The sequence below is a fragment of the Klebsiella sp. HMSC16C06 genome (assembly GCF_001808325.1).
GTDB lineage: Bacteria > Pseudomonadota > Gammaproteobacteria > Enterobacterales > Enterobacteriaceae > Klebsiella > Klebsiella variicola.
The window spans coordinates 50,397-67,052 of sequence record NZ_KV793012.1; the positions used below are offsets into that span (position 1 = coordinate 50,397).

Below are 16,656 nucleotides of genomic sequence, written 5' to 3' on the forward strand. Positions count from 1 at the left end.
CGGTGGAACATTTTCTGGCATTAACCCTGGCGGGGCGTTTGCCCCACCATTTTCACGGCGAGACAGCGCACTTTCGCTGGCACTGGTTGGGAGAGGGGATCCTCGAGCTGACGCCGCATGCGCGCTGCGAGCGCGGGCTGGTACTCTCCTGCGCCATTCATGGCAACGAAACGGCACCGGTGGAGATAGTCGACCACCTGGTGCAGCGACTGGTCCGGGAGGCACTCCCGCTGCGCTGGCGGTTGCTGGTGATCGTTGGCAACCCACCGGCGCTGCGGGCGAATAAGCGCTATCTGCACAGTGATATGAACCGGATGTTTGGCGAGCGCTGGCGGCAGTTTCCGCTCAGTGAGGAGACGCAGCGGGCGCAGCGGCTGGAGCAGGCGGTGGCCCGCTTCTATCGCGACCACGGTGGTCCTCGTTGGCACCTCGATCTGCATACCGCGATCCGCGGCTCGCTACATCCGCGCTTCGGCGTGCTCCCGGCCCGCGATACGCCGTGGGAGGAGGATTTTCTTCACTGGCTGGGCGGCGCCGGGCTGGAGGCGCTGGTGTTTCATCGCCAGCCAGGCGGGACCTTCACCCACTTCAGCTGCGAACGGTTCGCGGCGCTGGCCTGCACCCTTGAGCTGGGCAAAGCGCTGCCGTTGGGTGAAAACGATCTGACGCAGTTTGCCGCCGCCGAAGGCGCGCTTTCCCGGCTGCTGGTGGGGGATCTGGCCATTGCCGACGCCCCGGCGCCGCTGCGCTACCGGGTGGTACAGCAGATCACCCGCCATAGCGATGATTTCCGCTTGCATATGGCGGATCAGACGCTCAATTTCACCCCCTTCGAACCCGGCACGCTGCTGGCGGAGGAGGGCGAGACGCGGTATGTGGTGGGGCCTGAGCCGGAGTATGTCCTGTTTCCCAATCCGACGGTGGCGAAGGGACTGCGCGCCGGCCTGATGCTGGAGAAATTATCCTGAGGGCAAGCCGTCCACCGGGCGGCCTGCTTTATTTCGCGCGTCTTTTTTCGCCATCTTATTTTTTCGTGCGCCAGTGTAAATTTGCAGATTATTCCTGGTAAAATGCTTTGTTTTTAATCTCCCCTCCTTTATACTCTCCATAATTTCTCTGCAAAACAGTGTGTTATTTATTTTTTATTGCAATTCTTCGGCTAAATTCCTTATTTTCTCCATAATTGGCGAGAAACTGTTTTTTACACTTTCATTGTTTTACTCTTGCTCTGACTAATTGACGATTAACGTCGTAAAGTTAATCTCGTCAACACGGCAACGCGCCGTAAGAATAACGTAAAGTAAGGATTGAATGATGAAGAAACTCACTGCACTGTTTGTTGCCTCTACTCTGGCTCTGGGCGCGGCTAACCTGGCACACGCCGCCGATACCACCACCGCGCCGAGCGACAGCAAGCCGATGATGATGCATCATAAAGGCGGCCCGGGTCAGCATGACATGATGTTTAAAGGCCTGAACCTGACCGATGCGCAGAAGCAACAGATCCGCGACATCATGAAGAGCCAGCGTGAGAACATGAAGCGTCCGTCCCTCGACGAACGCCGCGCGATGCACGATCTGATCGCCAGCGACACCTTCGATAAGGCGAAAGCGGAAGCGCAGATCGATAAGATGGAAGCGCAGCATAAAGCGATGGCGCTGTCCCGCCTGGAAACGCAGAACAAGATCTACAACATTCTGACTCCAGAGCAGAAAAAACAGTTCAATGCTAATTTTGAGAAGCATCTGACAGAACGCAACGCGCCGGCAGGTAAAATGCCTGCACCTGCTGAATAATGTAGCGAACTGAATCAAGACCGCCGGTCTTGCCCAATAATGCCATCAGGCGTTGGGCAGGGCCGGCGGTTTTTTTATTGGTGGTTTCTCAGCCAAGCGGGTGCAGCGGGTAGTTGCCGCTGAGCAGGGGCTTACAGAGGATCTTGTAACCATCCTGGTCGAATCCGGCGGGCAGACGGGTCAACTCCGCGGCCTGGTCGAGCGAGTCGACGGCGCCCAGCCACAGCCAGTTATGAATGACGTGATACTGCGTCATATCCGGGCCGCGCTCCTCCAGCGCCACTGGCCCCGCCCACGGCCAGCACACCAGCTGCAGTTTACTCATCTGCGCCAGCAGGCGCTCGCTGTGCGCCTCCACGCTCTCCTTTCCACAGCAGGCGCCGGCGCAGCGGCCCAGCGCGGAGCGAAAGCAGGCGCGGCCGCGGCTGAGCGGTTCCAGACCAAGCAGGCCATAACAGAGGCGCTGTTCGTCGGCAAGGCTCTGCAGCATCTGCAGCGCCGCCCGCCGGTTGGCGAACAGGCCATAGAGATGCTGCTGGTGCGAGAAATCAACCTCGCGGGCATAGACAATCTGCGGCCGGTGGTCCGCAAGTCGCCAGGCGCAGAGCTGCTTGTTACGCCGTAGCCGCTTGTTAAACAGCGGCTGCTGCTCTTTAATCAGCCGCGCCTCCAGCAGCAGCGCTCCCAGCTCGCCTGCGGTGCGCTGCCAGGTGATACGCCGCGACTGACGCAGCATCGCGGCCTCTTCGGGCGTGCGCAGGTGAGATAACACACGGCTGCGAAGGTTGACGCTCTTACCGATATAGAGCGGCATTGTGTCGCTGTCGCCGTGAAACTGATAGACGCCCGGCAGCTTTGGCAGCGCCTCCAGCCACGGGCGAAGATGTTCGGGATATTCATAGATCGCCGCCGCTTCAAACTCCAGACGCGGGGCAGATTGCTTTCTGGCCACAATAACTCCTGATACTGTCTATCTATCCAGTATAGCAGGCGGTTTTTGCGGCGAAAAGCGCAAAAAATAACCCCGGCGCGGGCCGGGGCGGGGAGGGACTATTTTTTCCAGAAATCGTCAAAGACGGTGATCGGTGGCCGACGCTTGTGTTCGGTTTTCAGATACCAGCCTTCGATCGTTTTGGCGATACTGGGATCCAGCGTTTTGCCTTCCAGATAATCGTCGATGTTCTCGTAGGTGACACCCAGGGCCACTTCATCCGGCAGGGAGGGGCGATCGTCTTCCAGGTCGGCGGTCGGCAGCTTCTTATACAGATGTTCCGGGCAGCCGAGGTGGGCCAGCAGCTGTTTGCCCTGACGCTTGTTCAGGCGGAAAATTGGGTTGATGTCGGTGCCGCCGTCGCCATATTTGGTGAAGAAGCCGGTAATCGCTTCCGCCGCATGGTCGGTGCCGACCACCACCCCTTTGGTCATTCCGGCGATGCTGTACTGGGCCTTCATCCGCTCACGGGCTTTTTCGTTACCGCGAACAAAGTCGCTCAGTTCGATCCCCGCTTCGCGGAGCGCCTGTTCACTGGCCAGTACCGAGGCTTTGATATTCACCGTCAGCACCCGGTCAGGCTGGATAAAGGCGATGGCGTCCTGGCAGTCCTGCTCATCCGCCTGTACGCCATAGGGCAACCGAACGGCAATAAACTGCAGGCTGCTGTCGCCCGTTTCGGCACGCAGTTCATTAATCGCCATCTGGCACAGTTTCCCCGTCAGGGTGGAGTCCTGGCCGCCGCTGATACCCAGCACCAGCGATTTAATAAACGGGTAGGTCTGCAGGTAGGACTTCAGGAAATCGACGCTGCGGCGGATCTCGCCGGCGACATCAATCTGCGGCTTTGCGCCCAGCGCCTGAATAATCTCTTGTTGTAGCGTCATCGCGCCCTCCGAAAGTGAATCTGTTTGGCAAGCTGTTGGCTTAAAGCTACCTCTTTGCCGCTGAAACGACAAGGACCGGGGTTTTGACTGCCGGAAAAGAAGGCAATCAATGACATAGGATTTCATTATAGATGCCACTACGCGGGAGAAACCGCCGGTCGACAGCGGCGCGTCAATCCTGTTTACGCAATAACACAATCAGACATGATTTCGCTGTTCGGCTTGAAAAATAACACTATTTATTCCAGGCTTATCGTTACACAGTAGAAGAGAGGAACCAAAATGAACAAAAGCTTATCAGGAATACTGGGCGTCACCGTCGCGTTAACCTTACTGGCGGGCTGTACCGCTTACGATCGTACCAAAGACCAGTTTACCCAGCCGGTGGTGAAAGATGTGAAGAAAGGGATGTCGCGTCAGCAGGTGATGCAGATCGCTGGCAAACCTTCAACGGAAGTGACCATGGTTCATGCCCGCGGCACCTGCCAGACCTACATCCTCGGTCAACGGGATGGTAAAGTAGAGACCTACTTTGTGGCCCTCGACGACACCGGCCATGTGATTAACTCCGGCTACCAGACCTGCGCCGAGTATGATACTGACCCGCGCAACGCCAAGTAAGCTTCCTACTGTTTACTGAGCCCTACGTAAGCCCGACCACTGGTCGGGCTTTTTTGTGAGTACTGATGCTTATTTAATTGCGCGAATTATTTGGGTGAAAATGTGAGGGTAGTCAAAACCAGAGGTCAATGAGAGACAATTCTGTTCAACAGCGAATTATCCTGGCGGCTCAGCTTGCCGTATACTCAACCCATAAACAGAATTAACCGGATGTTACCAGTCTTACCGGCTCTCAGCGGTTGCTGAAGGCCCTGGTCTCACACATTGAGGAAGCGTTCATGGAAAAGAAACACATTTATCTCTTCTGCTCGGCAGGCATGTCTACATCACTGCTGGTCTCCAAAATGCGCGCGCAGGCAGAAAAATACGAAGTCCCGGTCATTATTGAAGCCTATCCCGAAACCCTGGCAGGTGAAAAGGGACCGGAAGCCGACGTGGTATTATTAGGACCACAAATTGCGTATATGTTACCGGAAATTCAGCGCCTGCTGCCGAATAAACCGGTAGAAGTCATCGATTCTCTTCTGTATGGCAAGGTGGATGGTTTAGGTGTATTGAAAGCCGCCGTCGCGGCCATTAAGAAAGCTGCAGCACAATAATTTTAACTTTTAAAACTCGATGTATTTTGACGCCTGGCGGCACCCTGTTGCCGGACGTCAAAAAATAAAGAGTTTATTTTCCCGTCAAAGAGTAATTTCATACATCATCGCCGTAATAGTTTATTGCGGCTTTTAAGGGTATTGACTATGAGTAAAGTGATCGACTCGCTTGAAAAGGTACTCCTTCCTTTTGCAGTGAAAATAGGAAAGCAGCCGCATATTAATGCGATTAAAAACGGATTTATTAAGTTAATGCCGTTGACCCTCGCCGGGGCCATGTTTGTATTAATTAACAACGTTTTTCTGAGCTTCGGCGAAGGCTCTTTCTTTTATTCTATGGGCATTCGACTGGATGCCTCCACCATTGAAACCTTAAACGGCTTTAAGGCTATCGGCGGGAACGTCTATAACGGTACCCTCGGCATTATGTCGCTGATGGCGCCGTTCTTTATCGGCTCCGCGCTGGCGGAAGAGCGCAAAGTCGACCCGATGGCCGCGGGCCTGCTGGCGGTGGCGGCCTTCATGACCGTGACCCCGTATAGCGTGGGCGAAGCCTATGCGGTGGGCGCCAACTGGCTGGGCGGGCAGAACATCATCTCCGGGATGATTATCGGTCTGGTTGTCGCGGAACTGTTTACCTTCGTGATCCGTCGTAACTGGGTGATCAGACTGCCGGACAGCGTGCCAGGGTCAGTATCGCGCTCTTTCTCCGCGCTGATCCCGGGCTTCTTGATCCTCTCTATCTTCGGCATTATCTCGTGGGCCCTGTCGAGCTACGGCAGCAACTTCCACCAGATCATCATGGACTCGATCTCCACGCCGCTGGCGGCGATGGGCAGCGTGGTCGGCTGGGCATACGTTATCTTTAACTCCCTGCTGTGGTTCTTCGGTGTGCACGGTTCCCTGGCGCTGACGGCGCTGGATAACGGCATCATGACCCCGTGGGCGCTGGAAAACATCGCGCTGTACAACCAGTACGGCTCGGTTGATGCGGCTATCGAAGCAGGCAAACAGTTCCACTTCTGGGCCAAGCCGATGCTCGACTCCTACATCCTGCTGGGTGGCTCCGGGGCAACGTTGGGTCTGATTATCGCCATCTTTATCGCTTCCCGTCGCGCTGACCATCGTCAGGTGGCGAAGCTGGCACTGCCGTCAGGCATCTTCCAGATTAACGAACCGATTCTGTTTGGTCTGCCGATCATTATGAACCCGGTGATGTTCATCCCCTTCGTGCTGGTCCAGCCGATTCTGGCGGCCATTACGCTGGCGGCCTACAGCCTGGGGATTATCCCACCGGTGACCAACCTGGCGCCGTGGACCATGCCGACCGGTCTGGGAGCGTTCTTTAACAGTAACGGCAGCGTGGCCGCCCTGCTGGTGGCCCTGTTCAACCTTGGCGTCGCGACTCTGGTCTACCTGCCGTTTGTGGTGCTGTCGAATAAAGCGCAGACCGTCATCGAGCAGGAAGAGAGCGAAGAAGACATCGCTAACGCACTGAAATTCTGATACCGCGCGGTACGGGCAGTGCCCCGTACCGCCTGATAAATGAGGGAAATATTATGTTTGATCTGGACAACATCGACGCGGTAGAAACCCCGGAAAATGACCTCGAAGAGGTGGTGATGGGGTTGATTATCAACTCCGGACAGGCCCGCAGCCTGGCCTATGGCGCGCTGAAGCAGGCGAAGCAGGGCGATTTTGCCGCGGCGAAAGCGATGATGGAGCAGTCGCGCCAGGCGCTGAGCGAGGCGCATCGCGTGCAGACCCAGCTTATCGAAAGCGACGAGGGCGAAGGCAAAATGAAGGTCAGCCTGGTGCTGGTGCATGCTCAGGACCATCTGATGACCTCGATGCTGGCCCGTGAGCTGGTCGCCGAATTGATTGAGCTGCACGAGAAGGTACAATAGGCCATCGCGACGATGAGGCAGCCCAGGATGATGACCACCGAGATCAGTACCGCCAGAGAACAACAGCTGTTCAACGGGAAGAACTTTCATGTGGTCATCTATAACAAAACGGAAAGCGTGAGCGGGCTTCACCAGCATGATTACTACGAATTTACCGTGGTATTAACCGGGCGCTATTACCAGGAGATCAATGGCAAACGGGTGCTGCTGGAGCGCGGGGATTTCGTCTTTATCCCGATGGGTTCGCACCACCAGAGCTTTTACGAATTTGGGGCGACGCGCATCCTTAACGTCGGCATCAGCAGACGCTTCTTTGAGAAACATTATCTGCCGCTGCTGCCGTTTGGCCTGGTGGCCTCGCAGGTTTACGCCGTGCAGAGCGCTTTTCTCGGCTACGTTGAGTCGGTCATCGCCTCACTCAATTTTCGCGAAACGGAATTTGACGAATTTATCGAGCTGGTTTCCTTTTATGTCATTAACCGTTTACGCCACTATCGCGAAGAGCCGGTTGCCGATGTTATTCCGCAATGGCTAAAAAATACCGTTGAGGCCATGCACGATAAGCTGAAATTCGGTGAGGGCGCGCTCGAGAATATGGTTCGTCTCTCGGGAAAAACGCAGGAATATTTAACCCGGGCGACCCAGCGCTATTATGGTAAAACGCCGATGCAGATAATTAATGATATCCGTATTAACTTTGCCAAAAAGCAGCTGGAAATTACCAACTATTCGGTGACGGATATTGCGTATGAATCCGGGTACAGTAGCCCGAGCCTGTTTATTAAAACCTTTAAAAAACTGACGTCGTTTACGCCGAGCAGTTATCGCAAACATTTGACCAGTATTAATTAAACCCGTGCGGTTTTAGCCGCCAGGTTTATACCGTAAATCATTCAAATTAACTGTCCGCATTGTTGCGGAGAGCGGCCTGCGTCCAGGCGTAGCGCCCAAGGGAGAAAAAGATGAGCCAGAAATTAAAAGTAGTCACTATTGGCGGCGGCAGCAGCTATACCCCGGAATTACTGGAAGGCTTTCTGAAACGTTACCATGAACTGCCGGTCACTGAACTGTGGCTGGTGGACGTGGAAGAGGGCCAGGAGAAGCTCGATATTATCCATGCGCTGTGCGAGCGGATGGTGGAAAAAGCCGGCGTGCCGATGAAGGTCTATAAAACGCTGGATCGCCGTGCGGCGCTGCAGGGCGCGGATTTTGTCACCACCCAGCTGCGCGTGGGCCAGCTGAAGGCGCGTGAAAAAGATGAGCGTATTCCGCTGAGCCACGGCTACCTGGGCCAGGAGACCAACGGGGCGGGTGGGCTGTTTAAAGGGCTGCGCACCATCCCGGTGATTTTCGATATCGTAAAAGATGTGCAGGAGATTTGCCCGGACGCGTGGATCATCAACTTCACCAACCCGGCGGGCATGGTCACCGAGGCGGTCTATCGCCACACCAGTTTCAAACGCTTTATCGGCGTGTGCAACATTCCTATCGGCATGAAGATGTTCATCACCGACGTGCTGCAGCTCAGCCCGAGCGATGAGCTGAATATCGACCTGTTCGGTCTGAATCATCTGGTGTTCGTCCGCGACGTGCTGGTTAACGGCGTCTCGCGCTTCGATGAACTGCTGGACGGCGTGGCCTCTGGCCGCCTGACCGCGAACTCTGTGAAAAATATTTTCGACCTGCCGTTTAGCGAGGGGCTGATCCGCTCCCTGCGCCTGATCCCATGCTCCTATCTGCTCTACTACTTTAAGCCAAAAGAGATGCTGGCGATTGAGATGGGCGAGTACTATAAGGGCGGCGCGCGCGCCCAGGTGGTGCAGAAGGTGGAGAAACAGCTGTTCGAGCTGTATAAAAATCCGGATCTCAAGGTCAAGCCGAAGGAGCTGGAGCAGCGCGGCGGCGCCTATTACTCCGATGCCGCTTGCGAAGTGATCAACGCTATCTATAACGACAAGCAGACTGAGCACTATGTGAATATCCCGCATCATGGCCACGTGGATAATATCCCGGCGGACTGGGCGGTCGAGATGAGCTGCACCTTAGGTCGCGACGGCGCGAAGCCGACGCCGCGCATCACCCATTTCGATGAGAAGGTTCTGGGGCTTATCTACACCATCAAGGGGTTCGAAGTGGCGGCCAGCCAGGCGGCGATCAGCGGCGAGCTGAATGATGTGCTGCTGGCGCTGAACTTAAGCCCGCTGATCCATTCCGATCGTGACGCCGAGCAGCTGGCGCGGGAGATGATTCTGGCGCATGAAAAATGGCTGCCGAACTTTGCGGCGACTATCGAAAAACTGAAATCTTAACAGGAGCGGCCAATGGAACGCGTATTGATCGTCAATGCCGACGACTTCGGCCTCAGTAAAGGGCAGAACTACGGCATTATCGAGGCCTGCCGCAACGGCGTGGTGACATCGACCACGGCGCTGGTCAACGGCGCGGCCATTGACCACGCCGCCCAGCTAAGCCGCAGTACCCCGGAGCTGGCGGTCGGCATGCACTTTGTGCTGACGCTGGGCGAGCCGCTGTCGGCCATGCCGGGATTAACCCGCGAAGGCCGGCTGGGCAAATGGATCTGGCAGCAGGCAGAAGAAGGTCGCCTGCCGCTGGAGGAGATCGCCCACGAGCTGGCGTGTCAGTACCGTCGTTTTGTCGATCTCTTCGGTCATGAGCCGACGCATCTCGACAGCCACCACCATGTGCATATGATCGCCCCGATCTATCCCATCGTGGCGGCCTTTGCCCGCGAGAAGGGTATCGCGTTACGTATTGACCGCCAGGTGGCGGCGCAGAGTGGGCTCGATCAACAGGCGGCGCGCAGCAGCGCAGGCTTCAGCAGCGAGTTTTACGGCGAAGCTGTCTCTGAGGAACTGTTTCTGCAGACGCTGGATGCCTCAATCGCCCGCGGGGAGCGTTCCCTGGAGGTGATGTGTCATCCGGCTTTTGTCGATCAGACCATTATGGGCAGCGCCTACTGCTACCCGCGGCTGGGTGAGCTTGATGTGCTGACGTCTGCCGCGCTGAAAGCGGCGGTAGCCGACCGGGGTTATCGTCTGGGAACCTACCGCGACGTGTAAGCCCGATGGGGGAAAGGGAAAGTGAATCAAGCCCGGCACCGTGTGCCGGGCTTTTTACTACGCCGGAATAGCGGCGATTTTTGGACTTCTCGACCACACGCGATGCGCCGTCATCAGGGCGAGCAGTGTGTCCGCCGCTGGCGTGTCGAGAGCATCGGTGACGATGACCCCCTCTTCACCCTGGGCTGGGACCTGCAGAACGGACGTCAGCTGCCGCGCATCCCCTGCCAACAGAATCGGCTTCAGATGCTTATAGGCTTCCAGCAGGTAATAGCGCGCGTCGCCGCTCTGGCTCAGGGCGCTGAGGTCGCCGCCAGGCACCACTACCGCATCCACCGTCAGCGATGGGGAACCGGCGAAGGTGCCGGCGATCGGCAGGGGAGAGCCATCGTCGGCGATGACTTCGCCCATCCGCGAGTAGAGCAGCTTGCTGTGCACGCCCTGGGCCTGCAGCGCCTGCAGAAGATGGACCAGATCCTGCGCCGAGGTGCGTTCGTTGAGCAGGACTGCCACTACACGGCCTTTCACATCCCCTTCGGCGTCGGCGTAGAGGCTGAGGCTGGGGTCTTTCTCCACGCCGTTGACCGGGGAGGGCAGGGTAATGTTACGCTGATCGTCGCTCAGTTCGATACCTAAGTTCGCCCCGACCGCTTCCGCCAGCTTAGTATCAATGTGGGCCAGATGATCGACCACCCGCTCGCGGATCCAGGTGCGGACCACTTTGCTGAGTTCGAAGCTGAAACCATCGATAATATGCTGCTGCTCAATCGGCGTCTGGCTCAGCCAGAACAGACGCGGCTGGGCGTAATATTCGCCGAACGAAGGGCTGCGCTGGCGGATTTTTTCGCCGTCGACGCGCTCGGCGAGGGACTCAAAGCCGCCGCGTTTGGCCGCTGGCGGCGTCTCGCGCGGCCAGTTGTCGTTAATGGAGTTGGGCTCGTAGTTGGCCGGATTGGTGTCAATGTCCATCCGGTGCATCCCGTCGCGCTGGAAATTGTGATACGGGCAGGTTGGACGGTTGATGGGGATTTCATGGAAGTTCGGCCCACCCAGGCGGCTAATTTGCGTGTCGGTGTAAGAGAAGAGGCGCCCCTGCAGCAGCGGATCGTTGCTGAAATCAATGCCCGGTACGATATGCCCGGGATGAAAGGCCGCCTGTTCGTTTTCGGCAAAGAAGTTGTCCGGATTGCGGTTGAGAACCATCTTGCCAACCCGTAAGACCGGCACCAGCGCCTCGGGGATCAGCTTGGTGGGATCGAGCAGATCGAAGTCAAAATCAAACTCGTTCTCCTCGGGGATGAGCTGCAGGCCAAGCTCAAATTCCGGGTAGTCCCCGGCTTCGATGGCCTCCCACAGGTCGCGGCGATGAAAATCAGGGTCGCGGCCGGTCAGCTTCTGCGCTTCATCCCACACCAGCGACGCCTTGCCGGCCACCGGTTTCCAGTGGAAGCGAACGAAGGTGGCTTTGCCCTCGGCGTTGATCAGACGGAAAGTGTGGATCCCAAAGCCTTCCATGGTGCGATAGCTGCGCGGGATGCCGCGATCCGACATCGCCCACATCACATTGTGCAGCGTTTCCGGTTGCAGGGAGACATAGTCCCAGAAAGTATCGTGGGCGCTCTGTCCCTGCGGGATGGCCCAGTGGGGCTCAGGCTTCACGGCGTGGACAAAATCGGGGAACTTTATCGCGTCCTGGATGAAGAAGACCGGTGTGTTGTTGCCGACCAGGTCAAAAATCCCTTCGTCAGTGTAAAACTTGGTAGCGAAGCCGCGAATATCGCGGACGGTGTCCGCCGACCCCGCGCCGCCCTGCACGGTGGAGAAGCGCACAAAGACCGGGGTGATCTTATCGGCTGCCGAGAGAAAATCGGCTTTGGTCAACGCTGTCAGGCTTTTGTAGGGCTGGAAGTAACCGTGGGCGGCAGAGCCGCGGGCATGAACGATACGCTCCGGAATTCGCTCATGGTCAAAGTGGGTAATCTTCTCCCGCAGAATGAAATCTTCCAGCAGCGTTGGGCCGCGGGCGCCGGCGCGTAGCGAATTCTGATCGTCGGCAATACGTACGCCCTGGTTGGTGGTCAGCGGATAGTCTTCTCCGCCTTTACGCTGCGGCTCCAGGGCGTCAAGTTTGCTGCTGTGGGTATCAGGCACTTTCAGGCTGCCGGGGGCGGTCGGTTCGGCGCCTGGGGCGGTGGGTTTCGGCGTGGGGCGCCACTCCTGGTCATCCGGCGCCAGCGAGTCGAGCCCCGGTTTCGCTTCCTCGCTGTCGTGGACCGGTGCCTGCTGGTGGTGAGGGTTTGGGTGCTTATCAGACATTACTCGTCTCCTGCTTTCATTGCTAAAAGTGGTCGTTGATAAACCAAAACCCTTCTAACTATAGAACATTACGCTGCCTGCGCTCGGCGCAGGGGCAGGGAGTTATCCTAAAATGCGCATCGGCGGCAGGGGGGCGACGAACGGGCCCACAATCGGCTATGATAGAGGTTTCTGTTTCCCGCTCTGTTTAGTGAATCCATTTGTTATGAAACCATTGCGCCAACAAAATCGCCCTGTCATTAGCTACGTGCCGCGCGTGGAGCCTGCGCCTCCGGAACATGCCGTGAAAATGGACCATTTTCGCGATGTCTGGATTTTGCGCGGGAAGTATGTCGCCTTTCTGCTGATGGGGGAGCATTTTCGCCGCTCGCCAGCGTTCAGCGTGCCGGAGTCGGCCCAGCGCTGGGCTAACCAGGTGCGTCAGGAAGGTGAGATTGAAGCCTGAGTCTGCTGCAGAAATAAAAAAACCGCTGATAATCAGCGGTTTTTTTGTGCTTACCGTTTAGCGATGCGCCAGCTCGGCCTCTTCTTCGCTATCGAAAATCGACTTGTCGGTCTGGCGCAGCCACTGGCTGGTCAGGGTCCCGGCGGTCATTGAGCCGTTAACGTTCAGCGCGGTACGCCCCATGTCGATCAGCGGTTCGACGGAGATCAGCAGCGCTACCAGGGTCACCGGCAGGCCCATCGCCGGCAGAACGATTAGCGCGGCGAAGGTGGCCCCGCCGCCCACCCCGGCGACGCCCGCCGAGCTGACGGTGACGATGCCCACGAGGGTGGCAATCCACATCGGATCCAGCGGGTTAATGCCCACGGTCGGCGCGACCATGACTGCCAGCATGGCCGGGTAGATACCGGCGCAGCCGTTCTGACCGATGGTGGCGCCAAAGGAGGCGGAGAAGCTGGCAATTGACTCCGGTACGCCCAGGCGTCGGGTCTGCGCTTCCACGTTCAGCGGAATCGACGCGGCGCTGGAGCGGCTGGTGAAGGCGAAGGTGATCACCGGCCAGACTTTACGGAAGTACTTCAGCGGGCTGATGCCGTTAATCGCCAGCAGCAGGCCGTGGACGACAAACATAATGCCCAGCGCAATGTACGAAGCTACCACGAAGCCGCCAAGTTTGATGATGTCCTGCAGATTCGACCCGGCAACCACTTTGGTCATCAGGGCCAGTACGCCGTAAGGGGTCAACTGCATCACCAGACGAACCAGCTTCATCACCCAACCCTGCAGGGTATCGATGGCCGTCAGCACGCGCTGGCCTTTTTCCACATCCTCTTTCAGCAGCTTAAGCGCTGCCACGCCGAGGAATGCCGAGAAAATGACGATACTGATGATGGAGGTCGGGTTAGCCCCGGTCAGGTCAGCAAACGGGTTCTTCGGCACAAAGGAAAGGATCAGCTGCGGTACGCTAAGATCGGCCACTTTCCCCACATAGTTGCTCTGGATGGCGTTCAGACGGGCGGTTTCTGCGCTGCCCTGGACCAGACCCTCGGCGGTGAGGCCGAACATATTGGTCACCAGCACGCCAACCAGCGCGGCGATAAGCGTGGTGAACAGCAGAGTGCCGATGCTCAGGAAGCTGATTTTTCCCAGCTGAGAGGCATTATGCAGCCTGGCCACCGCGCTCAGGATCGAGGCGAAGACCAGCGGCATCACAATCATTTGCAGCAGCTGGACATAGCCATTACCGACGATATTGAACCACTGGATGGAATCCTTCAGCACCTGGCTGTCAGACCCGTAGATCAGCTGCAGCGCCAGACCAAAGACCACACCAATGGCCAGACCAACCAGCACTTTCCTGGCCAGGCTCCACTGTTTATGGCGAGTTTGCCCCAGCGCAAACAGTAATACGGCGAACACGACTACGTTCGCTATTAATGGAAAGTTCATCCCCGTTCTCCTGATATTTTTATAACCTGGGCTGGTGGATAACCAGCTCTTATGACGGCAAGGTTAGCAGAAGGCGTTATCAAGGACTTATATTCAAATGGAATGGGTTATAACCAAATGGTGTTTTCCGGCGGTTTATCGGCCACTCTGATGACTAATGAAGCGATTGAAGGTGATTTGCAGGGAATTGATCACTCCGGAAGACCAGCGTATTGCGCTGTTGTCCGCCAGCGTCTGCGGCATCCAGACGGCATAGACGAACAGCGCCATGCATAAAGCGCGCTCCAGTTGGTTACCCTTGCGCGGCGCGAGGATCGGCAGCCGGAAGCGCCAGCGGCAGGGCCACAGCAGCGGCACCCCGGCGGGGGTGAGCATATCGGCGAGGATGTGGCTGAGATAGCCCAGCACCAGCCCCTGGAGGGCGTCCGCCGGGACAATCCAGCTGTCAGGCACCTTGAGGTAGAATAGCGTCAGCGCGCCAAAGACGGCCAGCAGGCTGTGGGTAAAGCCGCGGTGGCCAAAGGCCCGCGCCACGGGCTTTGAGATCCAGCTCAGCCGCTGGCCGAGAAACGACTTAGGGTGATCGATATCCGGCAGCAGGCAGGTCAATACCGCAGAGGGCACAATATGCCACCAGTCGCCCTGCGCCAGCACCGGCGTTAACTCTGCGTTTTTGGCAAATACTGCGCAGGCGATTGAAAAGAAGAGATGGCCTTCCGCCGTCATGATAACACACCCTAAACTGTCGATTCATACAGTATAGGGTTTTTATACAGTGTACGGAAGAGGTGACGGTGTAACTCTTTGTCACAAATTCTCAGCGTGCCAGCCACCCGCCATCGACGGCCAGGGTATAGCCGTTAATATAGTCGGCGGCGGCCGAGGCGAGAAACACCACCGGCCCCTGCAGGTCTTTGGGTTCTCCCCAGCGACCGGCGGGAATGCGCTCGAGGATCGCCTGGTTACGTTCTTCATCTTCGCGCAGCGCCTGGGTGTTATTGGTGGCCATATATCCTGGCGCAATGGCGTTGACGTTGATGCGTTGGCCGGCCCATTCGTTGGCCAGCAGACGGGTCAAACCCAGCACGCCGCTTTTCGAGGCGGTGTAGGAGGGGACGCGGATCCCACCCTGAAACGAGAGCATCGAGGCGATGTTAATGATTTTTCCGCCATCGCCCTGGCGAATGAACTGCCTGGCGACCGCCTGGCTGAGAAAGAAAACCGCTTTGAGATTCAGATCGATCACCGCGTCCCAGTCGCTTTCCGTGAAGGTCAGGGCATCATGGCGGCGGATAATCCCGGCGTTATTGACCAGAATATCGACCCGACCCATCGCCGCGACCGCCTGGTCGACCAGCACGCTCATCTCATCCTGAAGGCTGAGATCCGCCTGAATGGCATGAAAGCGGCGACCCAGCGCCTGAACCTGTGCTGCCGTGTCATGGGGAATTTTACGGTTGATGCCGACGATATCGCACCCGGCCTGCGCCAGGCCCAGCGTCATTCCCTGTCCCAGTCCGGTATCGCAACCGGTCACGATGGCGACCTTACCCGTCAGGTCGAAGGCGTTCAGTACCATATTCACCTCTGTCAGCTGATCTTCAGGCGTACGATGACGCCACCTGTGACCAGCATAGAGGCAGGAAAACAAAATTACAATAAAAATGAAACGACGTTTTGATTTCATTGCCGGCGGCGTGACAGCGATCGCGTCACCCGCCAGCGTCCTTACCCGAGCAGGGCTTCGGCAGTCAGGGCCTGCAGTGACGGGAGCTTGACGTCCGCCAGCACGAAGCGCGGGTCGCGGCTGTTCTCCGCTTCCGGTACCACGATAGCGCGCATGCGCGCGGCTTTGCTGGCGATCATGCCGTTGACCGAATCCTCCAGCGCGACGCAGCGCTGCGGGTCGACTCCCAGGGCAGCGGCGCAGTTGAGGTATACCTGCGGGTGCGGTTTGCTCCAGGGCAGATGTTCCGCGGAGGCGAGCGCATCAAACTGGTCGCGCAGTTCGAACATGTTGAGCACTTTCTCCAGCATCACCAGCGGCGAGGCCGAGGCCAGCCCCACCTTTAAGCCCTGCGCTTTACACAGGGCCACCGCCTCGCGTACGCCCGGTAGCAGCGGGCGTGAGGCTTCCACCAGCTCGATGGCGCGACGGATAATGCGCGCGGTGGCTTCTGCGCGATCGACGCCGTGCCACGGCTGCTGGGCATACCACAGATCCACCACCAGGTCGATTCGCAGACCAAGCAGGTCGGGCAGTTCATCGCGGCGGCGGGTATCCACCCCCAGGCTTTCCATGACCTCGACCTCCGCCTGATCCCAGAGCGGCTCAGAGTCAATCAGCAACCCGTCCATATCAAAAATCGCGGCCTCAATGCGGCGCTTCGCTGACATATGTCCTTCTCCTGTTGCGTAATCAGATAAACGAATCGGCATTCATGGTATATCATACCGCGCGTTATTGGGCGAAATTCGCCGTGGAAGATAGACTTATACCCGACACATTCGGGTAAGCGAGGAGCGCCTGCGCCACGCAACAGGCGGCAGGCGAATCACCAACG

18 protein-coding genes are annotated in these 16,656 nt (G+C 57.5%); 11 read left to right on the plus strand and 7 right to left on the minus strand.

The genetic code is table 11. The annotated features are described in order from the left end of the window. Positions 1–2 precede the first annotated feature (2 nt). Together astE and spy are read left to right on the plus strand one after the other, a co-directional pair. Positions 3–968 carry a succinylglutamate desuccinylase gene (gene astE, locus HMPREF3142_RS19090; protein WP_008807743.1) on the plus strand — a complete coding sequence of 322 codons (966 nt, stop codon included), beginning with the start codon at positions 3–5 and terminating at the stop codon, positions 966–968. 343 nt (positions 969–1,311) lie between these two features. Beyond that, on the plus strand, positions 1,312–1,797 hold the full coding sequence (gene spy, locus HMPREF3142_RS19095) for an ATP-independent periplasmic protein-refolding chaperone Spy (RefSeq protein ID WP_008807744.1): 486 nt from the start codon (positions 1,312–1,314) through the stop codon (positions 1,795–1,797). An 88-nt stretch (positions 1,798–1,885) separates the two neighbouring features. Here the strand turns inward: spy and cho are convergent, their stop codons facing one another. Together cho and nadE are read right to left on the minus strand one after the other, a co-directional pair. After that, entirely contained in the window at positions 1,886–2,749 is an 864-nt protein-coding gene (cho, locus tag HMPREF3142_RS19100; protein WP_022065122.1) for an excinuclease Cho, read from the minus strand. Positions 2,750–2,847: 98 nt separating this feature from the next. After that, positions 2,848–3,675 carry an ammonia-dependent NAD(+) synthetase gene (gene nadE, locus HMPREF3142_RS19105; RefSeq protein WP_008807746.1) on the minus strand — a complete coding sequence of 276 codons (828 nt, stop codon included), beginning with the start codon at positions 3,673–3,675 and terminating at the stop codon, positions 2,848–2,850. A 282-nt stretch (positions 3,676–3,957) separates the two neighbouring features. On the opposite strand from nadE, the gene osmE reads away from it, so the two are divergent. The 8 genes from osmE (at position 3,958) to chbG (ending at position 9,882) form a co-directional block, all read left to right on the plus strand. After that, a complete protein-coding gene (gene osmE / locus HMPREF3142_RS19110; protein WP_070612337.1) occupies positions 3,958–4,296 on the plus strand; it encodes an osmotically-inducible lipoprotein OsmE in 339 nt (112 codons plus the stop codon). 278 nt (positions 4,297–4,574) lie between these two features. Continuing rightward, positions 4,575–4,895: a PTS N,N'-diacetylchitobiose transporter subunit IIB gene (gene chbB / locus HMPREF3142_RS19115; RefSeq protein ID WP_002901547.1), complete on the plus strand. Its 321-nt coding sequence runs from the start codon at positions 4,575–4,577 to the stop codon at positions 4,893–4,895. A gap of 19 nt (positions 4,896–4,914) precedes the next feature. Next, positions 4,915–5,031 carry a hypothetical protein gene (locus HMPREF3142_RS29515; protein ID WP_012542074.1) on the plus strand — a complete coding sequence of 39 codons (117 nt, stop codon included), beginning with the start codon at positions 4,915–4,917 and terminating at the stop codon, positions 5,029–5,031. Positions 5,032–5,042: 11 nt separating this feature from the next. Beyond that, complete coding sequence (gene chbC, locus HMPREF3142_RS19120; RefSeq protein WP_008807749.1) at positions 5,043–6,401, plus strand: PTS N,N'-diacetylchitobiose transporter subunit IIC; 1,359 nt, start codon at positions 5,043–5,045, stop codon at positions 6,399–6,401. A 53-nt stretch (positions 6,402–6,454) separates the two neighbouring features. Beyond that, positions 6,455–6,802, plus strand: a complete 348-nt coding sequence (gene chbA / locus HMPREF3142_RS19125) for a PTS N,N'-diacetylchitobiose transporter subunit IIA (protein WP_004140356.1) — start codon at positions 6,455–6,457, stop codon at positions 6,800–6,802. 27 nt (positions 6,803–6,829) lie between these two features. Further along, on the plus strand, positions 6,830–7,654 hold the full coding sequence (gene chbR, locus HMPREF3142_RS19130; RefSeq protein WP_012968458.1) for a transcriptional regulator ChbR: 825 nt from the start codon (positions 6,830–6,832) through the stop codon (positions 7,652–7,654). A 110-nt stretch (positions 7,655–7,764) separates the two neighbouring features. After that, positions 7,765–9,111, plus strand: coding sequence for a 6-phospho-beta-glucosidase (locus HMPREF3142_RS19135; RefSeq protein WP_008807751.1), 1,347 nt, complete (start codon positions 7,765–7,767; stop codon positions 9,109–9,111). Positions 9,112–9,123: 12 nt separating this feature from the next. After that, the gene (chbG, locus tag HMPREF3142_RS19140; RefSeq protein ID WP_012542072.1) at positions 9,124–9,882 is read left to right on the plus strand and encodes a chitin disaccharide deacetylase; all 759 of its coding nucleotides are present in this window, start codon (positions 9,124–9,126) and stop codon (positions 9,880–9,882) included. Positions 9,883–9,939: 57 nt separating this feature from the next. Here chbG and katE read toward each other — a convergent pair whose 3' ends face one another. After that, on the minus strand, positions 9,940–12,198 hold the full coding sequence (gene katE / locus HMPREF3142_RS19145; protein ID WP_070612339.1) for a catalase HPII: 2,259 nt from the start codon (positions 12,196–12,198) through the stop codon (positions 9,940–9,942). 205 nt (positions 12,199–12,403) lie between these two features. On the opposite strand from katE, the gene cedA reads away from it, so the two are divergent. Further along, positions 12,404–12,643, plus strand: coding sequence for a cell division activator CedA (gene cedA, locus HMPREF3142_RS19150; RefSeq protein ID WP_004151919.1), 240 nt, complete (start codon positions 12,404–12,406; stop codon positions 12,641–12,643). Positions 12,644–12,700: 57 nt separating this feature from the next. On the opposite strand, the gene HMPREF3142_RS19155 is transcribed toward cedA, so the two are convergent. The 4 genes from HMPREF3142_RS19155 to hxpB all read right to left on the minus strand — a co-directional run bounded on the left by HMPREF3142_RS19155 (position 12,701) and on the right by hxpB (position 16,489). After that, complete coding sequence (locus HMPREF3142_RS19155; protein ID WP_008807755.1) at positions 12,701–14,092, minus strand: L-cystine transporter; 1,392 nt, start codon at positions 14,090–14,092, stop codon at positions 12,701–12,703. A gap of 135 nt (positions 14,093–14,227) precedes the next feature. Continuing rightward, complete coding sequence (locus tag HMPREF3142_RS19160) at positions 14,228–14,818, minus strand: metal-dependent hydrolase (protein WP_002901611.1); 591 nt, start codon at positions 14,816–14,818, stop codon at positions 14,228–14,230. A gap of 91 nt (positions 14,819–14,909) precedes the next feature. Next, entirely contained in the window at positions 14,910–15,671 is a 762-nt protein-coding gene (gene kduD, locus HMPREF3142_RS19165; protein ID WP_032730134.1) for a 2-dehydro-3-deoxy-D-gluconate 5-dehydrogenase KduD, read from the minus strand. Positions 15,672–15,820: 149 nt separating this feature from the next. Further along, positions 15,821–16,489, minus strand: coding sequence for a hexitol phosphatase HxpB (gene hxpB / locus HMPREF3142_RS19170; protein ID WP_012968454.1), 669 nt, complete (start codon positions 16,487–16,489; stop codon positions 15,821–15,823). Positions 16,490–16,656: the final 167 nt, after the last annotated feature.